Origin of the sequence: Saccharopolyspora sp. CA-218241 (assembly GCF_050954615.1) — a bacterium.
In the GTDB taxonomy this organism is placed as follows: domain Bacteria; phylum Actinomycetota; class Actinomycetes; order Mycobacteriales; family Pseudonocardiaceae; genus Saccharopolyspora; species Saccharopolyspora cebuensis.
On sequence record NZ_CP191860.1, the window covers coordinates 545,453 to 560,355 of the forward strand.

Annotated in this window: 18 protein-coding genes and 1 pseudogene; 9 read left to right on the forward strand and 10 right to left on the reverse strand. The window is 72.2% G+C overall.

Annotation, left to right across the window (positions count from 1 at the left end; translation table 11 throughout):
• Positions 1-55: 55 nt before the first annotated feature.
• Positions 56-346, forward strand: a complete 291-nt coding sequence (locus tag ACQP0T_RS02790) for a hypothetical protein (protein ID WP_345368117.1) — start codon at positions 56-58, stop codon at positions 344-346.
• 3 nt (positions 347-349) lie between these two features.
• On the opposite strand, the gene ACQP0T_RS02795 is transcribed toward ACQP0T_RS02790, so the two are convergent.
• Positions 350-1,321: a R2-like ligand-binding oxidase gene (locus ACQP0T_RS02795; protein WP_345368116.1), complete on the reverse strand. Its 972-nt coding sequence runs from the start codon at positions 1,319-1,321 to the stop codon at positions 350-352.
• A gap of 203 nt (positions 1,322-1,524) precedes the next feature.
• Between ACQP0T_RS02795 and ACQP0T_RS02800 the strand changes: the two genes are divergently transcribed.
• Entirely contained in the window at positions 1,525-2,103 is a 579-nt protein-coding gene (locus ACQP0T_RS02800; RefSeq protein ID WP_433873576.1) for an HAD family hydrolase, read from the forward strand.
• A 161-nt stretch (positions 2,104-2,264) separates the two neighbouring features.
• On the opposite strand, the gene ACQP0T_RS02805 is transcribed toward ACQP0T_RS02800, so the two are convergent.
• The gene (locus ACQP0T_RS02805) at positions 2,265-2,468 is read right to left on the reverse strand and encodes a hypothetical protein (protein WP_433871152.1); all 204 of its coding nucleotides are present in this window, start codon (positions 2,466-2,468) and stop codon (positions 2,265-2,267) included.
• Between the two features lie 328 nt (positions 2,469-2,796).
• Between ACQP0T_RS02805 and ACQP0T_RS02810 the strand changes: the two genes are divergently transcribed.
• A complete protein-coding gene (locus ACQP0T_RS02810; protein ID WP_433871153.1) occupies positions 2,797-3,192 on the forward strand; it encodes a cold-shock protein in 396 nt (131 codons plus the stop codon).
• Positions 3,193-3,617: 425 nt separating this feature from the next.
• Here the strand turns inward: ACQP0T_RS02810 and ACQP0T_RS02815 are convergent, their stop codons facing one another.
• Both ACQP0T_RS02815 and ACQP0T_RS02820 read right to left on the reverse strand, forming a co-directional pair.
• Positions 3,618-4,091 carry a DUF2771 family protein gene (locus tag ACQP0T_RS02815; RefSeq protein WP_433871154.1) on the reverse strand — a complete coding sequence of 158 codons (474 nt, stop codon included), beginning with the start codon at positions 4,089-4,091 and terminating at the stop codon, positions 3,618-3,620.
• Positions 4,092-4,900: 809 nt separating this feature from the next.
• Positions 4,901-5,610 (reverse strand): annotated as a pseudogene (locus ACQP0T_RS02820) (glutaminyl-peptide cyclotransferase).
• Between the two features lie 219 nt (positions 5,611-5,829).
• Here ACQP0T_RS02820 and ACQP0T_RS02825 point away from each other — a divergent pair.
• Entirely contained in the window at positions 5,830-6,648 is an 819-nt protein-coding gene (locus ACQP0T_RS02825; RefSeq protein ID WP_433871155.1) for a DUF3027 domain-containing protein, read from the forward strand.
• Entirely contained in the window at positions 6,645-9,620 is a 2,976-nt protein-coding gene (locus ACQP0T_RS02830; protein WP_433871156.1) for a sacsin N-terminal ATP-binding-like domain-containing protein, read from the forward strand. Before ACQP0T_RS02825 ends, ACQP0T_RS02830 begins: the two co-directional genes overlap by 4 nt.
• Here the strand turns inward: ACQP0T_RS02830 and ACQP0T_RS02835 are convergent.
• On the reverse strand, positions 9,617-9,799 hold the full coding sequence (locus ACQP0T_RS02835; RefSeq protein ID WP_433871157.1) for a DUF397 domain-containing protein: 183 nt from the start codon (positions 9,797-9,799) through the stop codon (positions 9,617-9,619). The two genes, ACQP0T_RS02830 and ACQP0T_RS02835, sit on opposite strands and share 4 nt — an antisense overlap.
• Before the next feature lie 12 nt (positions 9,800-9,811).
• Positions 9,812-10,663, reverse strand: coding sequence for a helix-turn-helix domain-containing protein (locus tag ACQP0T_RS02840; RefSeq protein WP_433871158.1), 852 nt, complete (start codon positions 10,661-10,663; stop codon positions 9,812-9,814).
• 131 nt (positions 10,664-10,794) lie between these two features.
• Here ACQP0T_RS02840 and ACQP0T_RS02845 point away from each other — a divergent pair, with 131 nt between their 5' ends.
• The 3 genes from ACQP0T_RS02845 to ACQP0T_RS02855 are packed head-to-tail and all read left to right on the forward strand — an operon-like array spanning position 10,795 to position 11,525.
• A complete protein-coding gene (locus ACQP0T_RS02845) occupies positions 10,795-11,025 on the forward strand; it encodes a zinc finger protein (protein ID WP_433871159.1) in 231 nt (76 codons plus the stop codon).
• A 30-nt stretch (positions 11,026-11,055) separates the two neighbouring features.
• A complete protein-coding gene (locus ACQP0T_RS02850; protein WP_433871160.1) occupies positions 11,056-11,328 on the forward strand; it encodes a hypothetical protein in 273 nt (90 codons plus the stop codon).
• A complete protein-coding gene (locus ACQP0T_RS02855) occupies positions 11,325-11,525 on the forward strand; it encodes a hypothetical protein (RefSeq protein ID WP_433871161.1) in 201 nt (66 codons plus the stop codon). Before ACQP0T_RS02850 ends, ACQP0T_RS02855 begins: the two co-directional genes overlap by 4 nt.
• A gap of 70 nt (positions 11,526-11,595) precedes the next feature.
• Here ACQP0T_RS02855 and ACQP0T_RS02860 read toward each other — a convergent pair whose 3' ends face one another.
• Positions 11,596-12,309 carry a hypothetical protein gene (locus tag ACQP0T_RS02860; protein ID WP_433871162.1) on the reverse strand — a complete coding sequence of 238 codons (714 nt, stop codon included), beginning with the start codon at positions 12,307-12,309 and terminating at the stop codon, positions 11,596-11,598.
• A 68-nt stretch (positions 12,310-12,377) separates the two neighbouring features.
• On the opposite strand from ACQP0T_RS02860, the gene ACQP0T_RS02865 reads away from it, so the two are divergent.
• The gene (locus ACQP0T_RS02865) at positions 12,378-12,941 is read left to right on the forward strand and encodes a hypothetical protein (RefSeq protein ID WP_433871163.1); all 564 of its coding nucleotides are present in this window, start codon (positions 12,378-12,380) and stop codon (positions 12,939-12,941) included.
• Positions 12,942-12,943: 2 nt separating this feature from the next.
• Here ACQP0T_RS02865 and ACQP0T_RS02870 read toward each other — a convergent pair whose 3' ends face one another.
• The 3 genes from ACQP0T_RS02870 to ACQP0T_RS02880 all read right to left on the reverse strand — a co-directional run bounded on the left by ACQP0T_RS02870 (position 12,944) and on the right by ACQP0T_RS02880 (position 14,839).
• Complete coding sequence (locus ACQP0T_RS02870; protein WP_433871164.1) at positions 12,944-13,471, reverse strand: DUF3558 domain-containing protein; 528 nt, start codon at positions 13,469-13,471, stop codon at positions 12,944-12,946.
• 29 nt (positions 13,472-13,500) lie between these two features.
• Positions 13,501-13,866, reverse strand: a complete 366-nt coding sequence (locus ACQP0T_RS02875; RefSeq protein WP_433871165.1) for a hypothetical protein — start codon at positions 13,864-13,866, stop codon at positions 13,501-13,503.
• Between the two features lie 181 nt (positions 13,867-14,047).
• Positions 14,048-14,839: an ESX secretion-associated protein EspG gene (locus ACQP0T_RS02880; RefSeq protein WP_433871166.1), complete on the reverse strand. Its 792-nt coding sequence runs from the start codon at positions 14,837-14,839 to the stop codon at positions 14,048-14,050.
• Positions 14,840-14,903 lie beyond the last annotated feature (64 nt).

Sequence of the window (14,903 nt, forward strand, 5' to 3'; positions counted from 1 at the left end):
ATCTGAGCCGCACCGCACCGCCACGCCGGAGCACCGCACACGCCAGGGGGCGCCCTTGATCACCGAGCTGGAGCTGGAGCGGATCGCCGCGGCCATCGAACGCGCGTTCCGCCGGACCACCGAGGGCCCGAGCTGGGCGGAGGTCGAGCGGTTGCGCTTGCAGGCCGACCTGGTGGACCGGCTCGCCGCAGCGCAGCGGCACTGGAGCGGATCGCTGAGCGCCCGCGCCGAACTCCTCCGCGACGCCGCGGAGCGGATGGCCGACGAGCTCAACCACGTCACCTCGGCCATCGCCGCGACCCCGCCCGACGGCGTGCGAGGTGTCCGCACCCCGCACGCCGAGTGAAGTTCAGGCGGAGGACGCCCGCGCGAAGGCCTCGTCGTCCTCCTTGCCGAACTGGTCCTCCAGGTGTTCGGGGGAGGCGTCCACGTCGATCTGCGCCAGCGGCACGCCGCGCGCGCTGGAGATCGCGCCGAGCCGCCGGGTCAGCCGGTCGGTGGCGTAGGTGGTGAGTTCGTCCTTGTCGAGCTGGAAGGGCAGCACGTCGGGAGCGTCGTCCGGCCGCCACTGCACCTCGGCGATGACGTGCGGGAGCAGGCGCTGCATCTGGTCCTCGACGATCTCCCAGTTCTTCTCGTCGGCGGCGACGTGGCGGCGGCAGGTGAAGGTGCCCCAGGCCATGTGCCTGCGCTCGTCGTCGCCGATGAGCCGGATGACCTGCTGCATCCCGGGAAGGATGCCGTTGCTGCGGCAGATCTTCTGCCAGGCGAAGTAGCCGGTCAGCGCGAGGCTTCCCTCGACGACGTGGTTGTAGGTGACCGAGGCGCGGACCTGGTTCTCCGGGCTCGGGTCCTCGTGGAGGGCGTGCAGCGTCTCGGGCAGCGCCTCGTAGAAGATCGCCCGGTAGCCCTCATTGCCCTCGATGTACTCGTGCAGGTCGTCGGTGAGGCCCACGGCGTCCATCCAGAGCCGGAACACCTGGGTGTGCTTGGCCTCCTCGAAGACGAACTGCGTCAGGTACATCTCGTCGCCGAAGCGGCCCTCGGCGGCCATCGCGGCCATGAACGGCTGGAGGTCCTCGGTGACGGCTTCCTCCCCCGCGATGAACTGCGTGCACAGGCCCGCGACGCTGCGCCGCTCGTCGTCGGTGAGGTTGCGCCAGTCCTCGGCGTCCTGGCTGAAGTCGATGTCGGTGGGGTTCCAGAACTTGGCGTTGCCCTTGGTGAACAGCCGCAGCGGGAGCGAGTCCCAGTTGAAGCCGTTGGCGCGCAAGGAGTGGAAGCCTGCGCGGTGGACGGAGTTCGCGGTGGTGCTCGTCATGGCCGACTCCAGCTCGCCGAAAATGTGAGGGAGATTACGAACTCGATTTTCGGTACGGAACAGTTCCGCGTCAAGGGAGCTGCCCCGGTCGGCGGGTGCCGTCCGGGCACCGCGCTGACCCGCCGCGCGGCGCTCGGGCCTCGGGAGCAGGCGCTTAGGCTGGCCGGGTGGCCGGAGAGCTGGTGGTCGGATTCGACCTCGACATGACCTTGATCGACCCGCGGCCCGGCATGGTCGCGGCCTTCGACGTGCTGAACGCGGAGTTCGACGCCGCGCTGGACGGTGCGCACTTCGCGGCGAACCTGGGTCCGCCGCTGGCCGACGTGCTGCGCGGCTACGAGCTGGACGAGCCGCTGGTCCGCAAGCTGGTCGACCGGTTCCGCGAGATCTACCCCGAGGTGGTGATCGGCTCGACCGAGCCGACCGCGGGGGCGGCGTCGGCGCTGGCGGCGGTGCGCGCGGCGGGCGGGCGCACCCTGGTGGTCACCGGCAAGTACGAGCCGAACGCCGCGCTGCACCTCCAGGCGTGCGGGTGGACCGTGGACCGGCTCGCCGGGGACGTGTTCGCCGCGGGCAAGGGCGTCGTGCTGCGCGAGGAAGGCGCCGGGATCTACGTCGGCGACCACTACGGCGACATCGCCGCGGCGAAGGCGGCCGATGCGCTCGCGGTCGCCGTGGCGACCGGGCCGTACGACGCCGACGAGCTGGCGGCGGCGGGAGCCGACGTGGTGCTGCCCGACCTGACGGCGTTCCCGGACTGGCTCGCCGGCCACCGGGCGTGAGAACCCGCCTCGCTCCGGCGGCGGCCCTTCGCCACCGCGCCGAGCGCCCGTCCGCCACGTCGGCCGCGATCGGCCGAGCGGGTGCGATCGGCTGAGCGGGTGCGGCGGCGAGGTCGCGGGCGTCGCCTGCCGCCGCTTTCGGGCAACGGGGGTGCTGCGGACTACCGGCGGCGCGCGCGCAGCACGGTGGCGACCACGCCGAAGATGAACCCGGCGGGCGCGAGCAGCGTCGCCAGGTTCAGCCACACCGGAAGGTCCTGGTGGCCCAAGGCGTACAACCCGAAGATCGCGATGATGGACAGCAGCCCGGCGGCGAACAGGACGATCGACACCGGCAGCACCGCGGAGCGCGTTGAACTGGCCATGCCCAGCAGCGTAGGCCGCGCGGTCGGGTCCGCCGCAACGGGCCTCGGGGGAGAAGGCTGGCCTGACCCCGGGGCCCCGGGGTACCCTGGTGATGACGCGTCCCGGCGCGCCCGACTGCGTGGCGTATTCGGGGCGCTTTCGTCGTGCGGGGGTGGTTCGTCCCGGCGCGGCGGCCGACGCGGTCGGTCGGCTGACTGCCGCGCCGGTGCAGGTCACCGGCCAGGTTGGTCGGTCGGACCGACGGGTGGAACACCGGCACGGCCGGTGGGACGGTGACAGGACAGGCGGGCCCGGAGACGGGCGGTTCGACAGGGAACGGTGAGGACAGTGCCGACCGGCAGGGTCAAGTGGTTCGACGCGGACAAGGGCTTCGGCTTCCTGACCCAGGATGATGGTGAGGACGTCTACGTCCGTGCCTCCGCGTTGCCCTCGGGCGTCGAAGCCCTCAAGACCGGGCAGCGCGTCGAGTTCGACATGGCGCAGGGTCGACGGGGGCCGCAGGCCCTCCGGGTGCAGCTCGTCGATCCGCTGCCGTCGGTGGTGGAAGCGCGTCGCCGCCCGGCCGACGAGCTGCACGGCATGGTCGAGGACATGATCAAACTCCTGGAGGACCGCGTCCTGCCCGACCTGCGCCGCGGGCGCTATCCCGATCGCAAGGTCTCCAAGCGGATCGGCGAGGTCGTGCGCGCGGTCGCCCGCGAGCTCGACCCGGGCGGGTCGTGATCGACCGTCGCGACGCCCAGCGATCCGACGTGCTCGGCGGTGCGCCCTGCGCGCTCCGCCGAGCCGCGGCGTGCATGCGGTGACCGGGCCCGTCCGGTCCGCAGCGCTGGAGCGCCCTTTCCGCCGCGGCGAAGCCGGGGCCATCACCTGAGCAGCCCGTACCGCTGAGGTTCCGCCACCGGCACCGCCGCGCTGCCCTCGCGGTCGTCCGCGGCCGGTGGCCGCCGACGACGTCCGGTTCGGACGCCGCAGGGCGTCCCGGCCGTCGGCCCGCGCGTCCCCGCGCGGCTCGCCACGGGGGGCGCACTTCGCCTGTGCCGACCGGCCCTGAGCACGCCCAGCCCCGGGCACGCCCAGCCCCGGGCACGCCCGGAGCGGTGGCCGGGGCGGCGACGTCGTACCCCGGAGCGCGGACGTGCCGCGCCTCAGCCGTGGGTCTGGAGCACCCACGCGCCGCCGATGCCGAAGTTCACGCCGCCGTTGGCGCCTGCGGTGAGCACCGCGGAAAACCGCTGCACCTCGACGTGTTCGAGCTGGACGCCGTCCTTCGGCATGGTGAGCGTGTAGGCGTGCCGCTCGTCCGGGGCGAACACCGCGCTGCGGCCGTCGAGCTGGCGCCCGGCCGCGTCGCGGTAGAGGAACACCACCTGCCACGGGGTGCTGGCCACCTCCGCGGGCACCGAGATCTGCACCGGGGCGTGGTCCGGGACGCGGAGCCTGCCGACCGACCCCTCGGCCGTGTCGCACTCCTCGCCGGTCGGGTCGCAGAACAGCGCCGGGTCGACCGCGGTCGAGTTCCCGTGCGAGTAGAACGTGACCTGCGGTTCGTGCGGGGCGGCGCATCCGGTGGCGAGCACGACGCCCCCGACCGCCAGCAGCGACTTCCATCCTCGATGCACGACGCGAGCCTACGACGTGCGCTCCGCCGTCAACGGCCCCGGTGGTGACCACCGCCCGCCGCGCCACCACGAGCGGCGGAGACCGCCCCGCCGCACCGGTGGACCGACCGGGCCCGCCGCGACCGGTGCGGTCGGAACCGGCGTGATCGGGCCGACCGCGACCGCACGCGCCGCGCTCGCAGCGATCCGGGCCCCAGCGGTCGCGACGGGGAGCCGGGCGCGGCGGGATCAGCGGGCCGGTCGTGGTGAACGGCAGCCGGGTCGAGGCGCGCGCCAGCACCGCGGCGAACCGCCCGGCGGCGCGCGGTCGGCCCTCGGCGCGGCCGCCGGGCCGACGCCGGAGCACCGCACGGCAGCGCGTCAGCAGCGGCCGCACGACCGCGCTGCGCGAGAACCGAACCGCGCACCAGTGGCACGCGTGCCGGCTCGCCAAGGCCGCACACCAGCCCGCCGCGCCCGCCCAGCAGCGCGCCAGGGCCGCACGGCAGCGTTCGCGGAGCGTCGGCGGGGGAGCGGGCCCGGGTGGGGGTCCGCCGTCGGGGACGAGCCGCAGCCGTGGTCGCCCGGCCGCCGGGTCGGGCTCCGGCCGCCCGCGCCGCGCCCACCACCGGCGCAGCGCGCCGATCAGCCCGCGCACCGGCCGAAGGCCGCCGACCGCCGACGTCCACCGACCGCGTTCCGTTCCGATCCCGTTCATCGCTTCCACCTCCGTCGCCGACCGCCCGATGCGATCGGTGTTCTCGGAGGAAAAGAGGCGCGCACTCCGCCGCCTGATGCACCCGCGGTCGCTACTTCCGCCGATCGGGTGATCAGGCTGGGACGAAGCGCACCCGGAACACGTGCGGCCAGTACTTGCCGGTGAGCAGGAACTCGTCCGCGCCGGGCACGGCGGCGATGCCGTTGAGCACGTCGGTGCCCCGGCGCTCGGCGGGCGAGAGCAGCCCCGAGGCGTCCACCACCGCGGTGACCTGGCCGGACGCCGGGTCGATCCGGGCGATCTCCTCGCTGCCCCAGACGTTGGCCCAGATCTGGCCGTCGACGCACTCGAGCTCGTTGAGCAGGTCCACCGGTTCGCCGCCGGCGCGGACCTCGACCGTTCCGCGCACGGCGAACGTCGTCGGGTCGCGGAAGGTCAGCTCGTCGCTGCCGTCGCTCATCACCAGGCGGGAGCCGTCGAAGCAGAGCCCCCAGCCCTCGCCCTCGTACTCCACCCGGCGCAGCTCGGCGAGGGTCCTGCGGTCGCGCTCGAACGCAACCCCTTCCTGCCAGGTGAGCTGCCAGATACGGTCACCGGTGATGGTGATGCCCTCGCCGAAGAACTCCCCGGGAGCCCGACCTCCCGCAGCACGTGACCCGTGGCCGGGTCGGTCGCGCGCAGCACCGATCCGCCGTGCGTGCCGGTGCCTTCGTAGAGGAGCCCGTCGGCGAGTTCGAGGCCCTGAGTGAACGAGGAGCGATCGTGCGGCAGCGTGCGGATCACCTCCGCTCGAAGGTGTGGCAGGCTTCCCGGGTGCCCTATGCCCTGATCGGATTGCTCGCGGTCGCCCTGGCCGTCGTGCTGCGTTGGTGCCTGCGGCGAGCACGCCAGCAGGACGGCGCCGAGCACGAACACCACGCACCCGAAGAGCACGCGTCGACCCGTCTGGAGTGGAATCCGCACCCCGAAAGCTTGACACGGGCGCAGGCGGTCACGACCCCGTACGGCACAATCGGGCACGTGACGCCTATGCCTGCTCCGATGACCAGCCCAGGCGCGGGTGCCCCGTTCGAGGACGCCGGGCAGCCGGGCGGCGATGCCGCGCACCTGGATCCGGAACTCGCAGCGGCGGTGGCCCTCGCCCGCGCGGCAGCCGAGGAGGAGGTGGAACCCGGCGCCGAGCCGGAGACCACCGATCCGGTCGGTGCGCACGTCGGCGTGGAAGCCGAGGGTCCGCACGCGGCGACGCACTTCTTCGAGTCGAACTACTCCGGTTACGTCGGCTGGCGCTGGGCGGTGACCGTGGCCAGCGTCGGGCCGGGCGAGCCGGTGACCGTCAGCGAGGTCGTCCTGCTGCCCGGACCGGACGCCCTGACCGCCCCGGACTGGGTGCCGTGGAGCAATCGGGTGCAGCCCGGCGATCTGGGTGCGGGTGATCTGCTGCCCACCGAGCCGGACGACCCCCGGTTGGTGCCGGGGTACACGGGCGGTGACGACCCGGCGCTCGACGAGGTCGCCACCGAGCTCGGCCTCGGCCGCAAGCGGGTGCTCAGCCTCGAAGGGCGGCTGGAGGCGGCCGACCGCTGGCACGCCGGGGACTTCGGGCCCCGGTCCGAGATCGCCAAAATGGCCCCCGCGACCTGCGGCACCTGCGGTTTCTTCCTGAAGATCGCCGGATCGATGGGTGCCGCCTTCGGCGTCTGCGCCAACGACGTCTCGCCCGGTGACGGCCGGGTGGTGCACGTCGAGTTCGGCTGCGGGGCGCACTCCGAGGTCGAGGTCGACACCTCGTCCACGGTCCCGGTCGCCGAGATCGTGTACGACGACACCTCGGTGGAATACGAGCCGCGCAACCAGTGACGACCGATCCGTTCGGCACCGCCGCTCTGCGCGCGGACGTACTGCGCTCCTGGCGCGACTCGCCCACCCGGTTCCGGGAGGACGCCAACGCCGAGGAGGACCTCCGGCTCGGCGGCTACCGGGACCGGCTCCTCGTCGAGCTGGCCCAGAACGCCGCCGACGCGGCGGGCAGCGGTGGGGCGTTGCACGTCTCGGTCGCCGACCGCGAACTGCGGGTCGCCAACACCGGGGCGCCGCTGACCCCCGAGGGCGTCACCGGGCTCGCGTCGCTGCGGGCCTCCACCAAGCGGACCGGGGCCTCGGTCGGCCGGTTCGGCGTCGGGTTCGCCGCCGTGCTCGCGGTCTCCGACGCGCCGCGGCTGGTGTCCACCACCGGCGGGGTCGGGTTCTCCGCGTCGCGCACCCAGGCCGAGATCGCCGACCTGGCCGGACCGGCGCGCGAGGCCGAGGCCCGCGGCGGTGCGGTCCCGGTGCTGCGGCTGCCGTGGCCGGTCGAGGGCGCACCGCCGGAGGGCTTCGCCACCGAGGTCCGGCTGCCTCTGCGCGCCGACGTCGATCCCGACGAGCTGCTCGCGTCGTTCACCGACCAGATCCCCGGCCTGCTGCTGGCGCTGCCCGCGCTGCGCGAGATCCGGATCGACGACCGGACCTGGCGGCGCGCCGACGAGTCCGCCGACCAGGTCGTCGTGCACGGCCCCGTCCGCTCCGACCGCTGGTTGGTGCACCGGGAGTCCGGTTCGCTCGGTGCCGAGGAGCTGGCCGGGCTCGCCACCGAAGCCCGGGAGGCGACCGCCTGGCGGATCTGCTGGGCGGTCCCGCTGGACGACGACGGGACGCCGATCGCGCTCGCCGAGGACGTGCTGCACGCGCCCACCCCGACCGAGGAGCGGGTGTCGCTGCCCGCGCGGCTGCTGGCCGACGTGCCGCTGGAACCCGACCGCAGGCGCATCGCCACCTCCGGGGCCGCCGAGGCGGTGCTCCGCCGCGCCGCCGAGCACTACCCCGAGCTGGTGCGCAAGCTTGCTCCCCGGCACCGGCCCGCGCTGGTCCCGCTGCCGGGCTTCCCGCTGTCCGACGTGGACGAGGTGCTGCGGCGGGGCGTCACCGACCGGCTGCGCGTGGCGGCCTGGTTGCCGGGTGCCGACGGCGAGGCGGTCGCGCCGGTGTCGGCGTCGGTCCTCGACCACGTCGCCCCGGAACTGGCCCGGCTGCTGCGCGAGGTGATCCCCGGGCTGCTCGACGCCGAGCTGTCCGAGCCGGGATACCGCCGCCCGCTGCACGTCCTGGAGGTCGCGCGCGTCGGTGCCGCCGAGGTCGTCGAGGCGGTCTCCGGGCTCGACCGCCCGCCGGAGTGGTGGCGCGAGCTCTACGAGGCGCTGGCGGTGGTCGACGCCGCCGACCCGACCGCGCGCGAGGACCTCACCGCGCTGCCCGTCCCGCTGGTCGACGGGCGCACCGTCAGCGGCGTGCGCGACGTGCTGCTCGGCGACCGCGACGCCGACCCGGACCCGGCCGCGCTGCTGGCCGACCTGGACATCTCGGGGCTGCGCATCGCCCACCCCGACGCGGTGCACCCGCTGCTGGAGAAGCTCGGCGCGCACCGCGCCGGTCCGGCCGAGCTGCTCGACGCGCCGCCGTTGGCCGAAGCCGTGCGCACCAGCGTCTCCGACGCCCGCGCCGGGATGGACGTGCTGCCGCTGGCCGAGGCCGTGCTGCGGCTCGTCGAGCGCGACCGCCCGCGCGACTGGCTGGGTGCCCTCGGGCTGCCCGACCGCGACGGCGACGTGCGCCGCGCCGATGAGCTGCTGCTGCCCGACGCGGCCCTGCTCGACTTGCTCGATCCGGTGAACCTCGGCGAGGACGCGGCGCTGGCGGTGCTCGACGACGACTTCGCCCGGCGCTGGCCGGCCGGACTGCTGCGCTCCCTCGGTGTGCTCGACGGGTTCGCCGTGCACACCGAGGAGGACCCCACCGAACCGGACGACGACTTCGCCGACGTGCGGGAGTGGTGGTCCGAGCAGGAGAGCGCGCAGCCCGACCACTGGCCACCGCCGGTCTTCACCGCCATCCGCGACCTCGACCTGGTCGCCGACGACGCCTGGCCGAGGGCGCTGCGGCTGCTGGTCGGCGAGCCGGAGACGGCGCACGCGCTGCGCGATCCGCGCGGCTACCCGGCGTGGTGGATCGCCCGGTACGCGGTGCTGGCCGGAGCTGCCCCGCGCGCCTGGCGGCTGCCCGGTGCCGAAGGGCTCGCGGGACTCTACGACCCGGTCCCCGACGTGGGCGTCGACGAGTCGGCGCTGCGACTGGCCGGGATCCGCGCCGAACTGCGGGTGCTCGACGTCGACGACGCGGCCGACCTGCTGGAACGGCTCGGCGACCCGGAGCGCGCGGTGCGGCCCGGAACCGCGCTGCGGGCGCACGAGGCGCTGGCCGAGGCGGTCGCCTGCGGGGTCGTCGACCCGACCGCGATCGACCCGCCGGAGCAGGTGCGCTCGGTGTCCGGCGCGGTGGTCAGCACGTCGAACGCCGTCGTGCTCGACGAACCGTGGATGCTCGGCGTGCTCGACGCGCCCCTGGTCGTCGCGGGCGGCAGCCCGGACGGGTTCGACGCCGAGGCGCTCGCCGAACTGCTCGACCTGCCGCTGGCCTCCGAGGAGAACACCATGCGGGTCGCCGGGCGGGGCGAGCAGCGCCCGTGGACCGAGGTTGCTCGCGTCGCCACGGCCTGCGAGCTCCTCGGCGTCGCGCTGCCGGGCGGTGCCGTCGACCTGCACGACGAGCTCCACGTCAGCACCGCCGAAGGGCAGCGGCGGGTGCACTGGTGGGTCGACACCACCGGGACTCTGCACGCCGAGCGCAACCCCGACGGCCTCTCCCGCGCCCTCGCCTGGTCGGCGGGGGAGTGGGGCGAGCGCTTCGCCCTCGCCGCACTGCTCGCCGACCCCGAGGCGACGACGCTGCTGCGCTAGCCCTTCAGCGCGGCGAGGAAGTCGGTCCAGCGCTCGCGGTCGAAGGTGAGCACCGGACTTGCCTCGCCGAGCTTCGAATCACGGGCTCCAACGATGCCTCGGCCGAAGCCCACCTCTACGCACATGCCGCCGTTTCCGTTGCTCCTGCTGGACTTCCGCCAACGCGTGATGTCGTACATGCGATCACCTCTTCAGCCAACAGCGATCAATGCTGCATGGAGCAGCTTCGCTGATTCTTCCGCATCACTGGCCATCTGCCGAAGAGTTCTGAAAGCTTTTCCGAACTGGGCCACTTCCTCCTCGCGCTCGATGTAGAGGCTCCCTGCCAGGTTGTCCAGGAAGACGACACTCGGGATAGGTTCCTGAAAGAAGAGGTGACCGAACGGCGAACCGCTGGCGGCGTGTGCACCAGCGCTCATCGGGAGCACGCGGAGGTCTGTGTGCGGATCGTCGAGGTGATCAAGCAGTTGCCGAAGCTGAGCGCGGCGTGTCGATGCGGACCCGATGCAGCGCAGTAGGGCCGACTCGTCGACGATTGCGCTCAAGTGCATGCCAGCCTCGCGAAACTTCGTCTGGCGCTGCATCCTCAGCTCTACTTGCGCTTCCGTCGCAGCAGGGCCGAGCTCACGTGCGTATGCGGTCATCAGCGCCGACGCGTAGTCCTTGGTCTGAAGAAGGCCGGGAACGAGGTCGATCTCGAAGTGGTGGATGGCGGTGGCTTCCGACTCAAGTTCTAGGTAGTCGCGGAATCGCTCGGGAAGCGCTTCGTCGTAGGCGTCCCACCAGTGGGTGCGGCGTGCGTCGCGGGCGGTGCGCACGAGCCAATCGCGAACTCCGTCCTCGGCTGCGTAGAGCTCGCAGAGCACGCGCACGTCTGCAACCGAGACGCCCATGTTCGCTGTCTCGACCTTGGACACCTTCGAACGGGACCAGCCCATCTCGTCCATGACCTGTTCCGGGGTGATCTCCGCTGCCTCCCGGAGGCTGCGCAGGGTCGCCGCGAGTCGTCGTCTGCGCACCGTTGACGCCGTGCCCTTGGTCATGTCCCCAACCTAGTTGATCACCCGAACTGGTTAATTCGGAAAATTTTCCGATCTGAAACGTTGACCTTGATCGATCCTGTTGGGACTCTCCGTACTGAGAGAACTCGCTCTGTGATCGAAGGAGGTCAGGGATGTTCGGATCGAGCAAGCTTCACTACATCTGGCGGCCGGTGACGGGTGGGCGGCATGCGTTCGCCGTCGAGGCGCGTGATCAGCCGAGCGGGGAGTTGGTCACCGCGTTCTGCGGGGTGGCGGCGGACGCCGCCGAACTCCGCGGTCGCACCGAGCTGGACTGGATCCGCGAGGACACCTGCATGGACTGCTGGCGCCATCTCGCCCACCCGCAGCCGCGCCCGCGCTGACCGCTCCGCACCCACCGGAAGGACCGACCCGTGTTCTGGCTCCACATCAGCACGTTCGTGCTCATCAACGTGCTGCTCCTCGCCCTGATCGGCACCGCGATGACCGGCCGCGCGCTCCCCGCGCAGCACGCCGGAGCGGGCGAGGGCGGCTACTCCGTCTGGCAGCTCATCGCCGCCGTCGAGGCCGAGCGCGACTGCGCGCCGCCGCCGAGATTCCCGTGCCACGACCCGGACGCGTACTACTACGACGACGAACCGGAACCCACGGGCCGCCACCACCTCCGCGCCGAGGCGGCGCCGTGAGCGAAGAGGTCCCGGTGGGGCGGTGGGTGGCCGCCGGGTACCAGAACCACGTGGTGCCGTGCTCGGAAACCCCGCCGCTGCTCGCCGCGCTGTGCGGGGTGCTGTCCGAACCGGGCGAGCTGACCGCGCCGGACGGCCGCCCCACCTGCTCGGTCTGCTCCGCAGCGGTCCGCGCGGGCCGGATCGTGCTCGGCTAGCTCCGGGGGTCTCGTGGTGGGGAGCGAAAACGGCCCGCACCGGGGTCGGTGCGGGCCGCTCGGCTACGACTCAGCGGTCGTTGCCCCAGTCGCCGAAGACGGCAGGGGCGACCTTGGGCAGACCCAGCTCGTCCCACGCCTCGTCGGTGTCGACCATGTACTTGTTCTCGTGCTCGAGGTCGTCCTCGCCTTCCTGGCCGCGTCCGCGAGCACCGGCACCGCCCATGGCACCGGCCGCACCGCCGCGTCCGCCCGCAGCGCCACCGGCGCCGCCAGCGGCACCACCGACACCGCCGAGGCCACCGGCTCCGGCGCGACCACCGGCGCCGACTCCGCCGCCCGCGCCCGGTCCGCCGACGCCGCCGCGGCCGGCACCCGTGCCGCCGCCCGCGCCGAGCCCGCGCCCACCGGCGCCACCCGCACCACCGGCCCGGCCGCCCGCGCCCGGACCGCCGCGACCCGTGCCGGGAGGCGTGGTGCCCGGGGGAACGACGCCGATGCCACCGGGGCCGCCAGGCCCGCCACCCGGCGGGACCGACGGGTTGTAGCCGGGCAGCGGGTTCGACCCGCCACCGCCGCCACCGGCCCACTGCGACTCGCTACCGGCCGGGCCGGGCGAGACGCTGCCGAGGCCATCCGGCCCCAGCCCGCCACCGCCGCCGACGCGGCCGATGCTGCCGCCACCGCCGCCGATGCCCTGCGCGCTCCCGCCATTGCCCGGGCTCGTCGGCGTCCCCACCGCGGTGCCCTGACCACCGGGCTCAGAGCCCTGCTCGTAGGCCATCTGCGGGGGTCGGGGAACATGGGAAGAGCGTTGATCGAGGCGTTCGAGGACTGCTGGTAGTTGTCGTAGTGCTGCTTCGCCTCTTCAGCCTTTTCCCGCGCTTCCCGCTCCTGCTGCTGAAGGTCAGTCTCACCTCCAACCAGCCAGGCGCCGCCCTTCTCTATCCAGCTATCGGTCGCGGAAACCTCCACAGGCTCCGGCATGGAATTCTTTACCGTGCTGAAGTTGTTCGCCTGCTCCATGGCAGTGCGGCCTACGACCTGCGACATGGTGTCGGCATCGTGGATGAACTGCGTCATCGGCGAAAGCGAGCTGCCGTGCTCTTCAGCAGCGCGCCCTTCCCAGGCGACACCAGCCTTGGCATTGGCCTCTTCGAGCTTGTTGGCGACCTCGCGGAACTTGCTGGAGATCTCATTCTGCCAGCCGTCGATCACCGGATCGATCGCGGCGGTGCCCCGGCCACCGGTGATCTGCTGGTACTTCTGCGGGTGATTGAACCCGACGTCCTGCATGATCTCGTTGCTGTTGCCGCTATCGCTCGGCGAAGCGAGGTATCCGCCAGCAGCGCCGATCATGACCGGTATCAATGGGATGGGCATTCGATGTCCCCCTCGAATAGGCCGAAATTCTAAAGTCAGGCGGGGAGGTTCTTCACTGCTTCGGCGGCCAGCTTTTCCGCCATTCCGCAGGTGTCGAGCATCTCCGGGGTATCGCCGCCGAACCTGGTGTAATCGATCTCGAGTTGCTGGTCTTCGGCGACGACGACCGCAATGTGGCACAGGGTCGTCGTTTCGCCCGACTTGGCCGCAGGGAAGCTCGCGATCTCGGTTCGTTCGGTCCCCGGTTCCTTGAATGCCACGTCGAGTCCGCCTGCGACGGTGTTGATGGCGACGTCAACACCGAATGCGTCGTTGCGCCAGTAGCACTGGGGCTCCTGGTATGCGGACGTGCTTGCCTCCGGCTGGCCGCCGCCTCCGAGCGCTGCGAGCTGGTCCGGGGTCAACAAGGTGCATGCGTCCGCGACTGCCTTGAGATCGCGCGGGTTCTCGATCGTGGACGTCTCCGCTTGGGACGTCGCTTGAGTGGGAGGCGTGGTGCTTCCTCCATCGGACGTCGAGCACGCGGCGATGCCGAGCGTGGCGAGAAGGGAGAAGGCAGTCAAACTGGCTCGTCGTAGCACGATGCTTTTCCTTAGACCTGACGTGGGGTGGCTGCTTCGTCGGCGGACTGGTAGCCGCTTTGAGCTGCCTTAAGCTGATCAATCTGGCCCTGGAGCCGTTCGATGCACTGGGTCACCGCCCAGCCGAGGTTTCCTCGGTCATTGCCTGCCATCTTGGCCAAGGCCTCCGAGGCCTTCCCGCTCACTTCGTCGTCTCCGGCGCCGATCTTGAGATTGGCGAGCTGATTCGCGTGGCGTTGGATCGCCCGCAACTCGTCCTGTGCCTCTTGGTACTTGGCGATGAGGCCGGGGATCTGCTCGATGTCGACGGAGAACGAGGCTTGTGTGGCGGCGGCACCCCCGCCGCCGGCCGAACCAGTGTTAACGACGGTGTGCACGACGGCGCGACCTGCCGCCGCCACTGCTCCGCCCACCCCAGGTACTAACACGGTCTTCCCTCCAGTGCTGCGTGTTCAGGTGTAGCTTGCCAGGTGCGTGCCGCCGACCACAGAGTAGTTCGGCGCACGACACGCGGCGTAAGTTCCCGATTCGGTCACGAATGCTCCGTTCGGAGCAGCATCAGAAGGCCGCGGCGCGCTGGGTTTCGGCGGCGAGGCCGCCGAGGACCCGCTTGACCGTTCCGGCGTCGCAGCCCGCGACCATGCGCTGACCGCCGCTGTTGTAGACGGCGACGCGGCCCTGTTCGAGGTCGACGATGCGCAGCGTCTGCTCGCCGCGGAACTCCTTGCGCTGGCGGTTCCAGATGGTCACGCCGACCTCGCCGCCGCCGAGCTTCTTGCCGTCGAGCAGTCTGGTCATCTGGCGGTAGTCGGCGATGTTGACCCCGCGCGAGCGCAGCAACTGGTCGAGGGCGCGCTCGTCGGTCTCGCCGCGGCGCTCCAGGTCGGCCCGGGCCTTGCGGAGTTCGGCGAGGTCGACGCCGAGCGCGCGCATCTTGTGCGGGCGGTGCTCGGGCAGCAGCGACATCAGCGCGGGCAGCGCCTCGTCCGGCCGCACCCGCTCCAGGGTGAACCGGTCGCCGTCGATGGTGGTGCGCACCGCGACCTGCCCGGCCACCGTGACGCAGGCCCGCAGCTCGGTGCCCTTGGTGTGCGAGAACCGCAGGTCGTACTCGACGGAGGAGTGCGCGTAGACCCCCATCAGGTCCCACACGGCGTCGTTGACGCGATCGCCGCGGTCGACCAGGCCGCGCTCGCGGCACCGCTGGTCGGCGGCTTCCAGTTCGGCGTTGATGTTCTCCGGCGTCCGCCCGTAGTGGCTGAACGACGCCACGCCGGGAACCCGGGTCAGGCCGGCCCAGCCGGCGAGAATGACGTATTCGAGTCGGTCGACGTCGAGCTTGGACGGCACTGGTCGTGATCCCCCGCGCGAAGTGGTGTTCCTCCGACCCAGCAGACTAGCGCGCCGGTCCAGC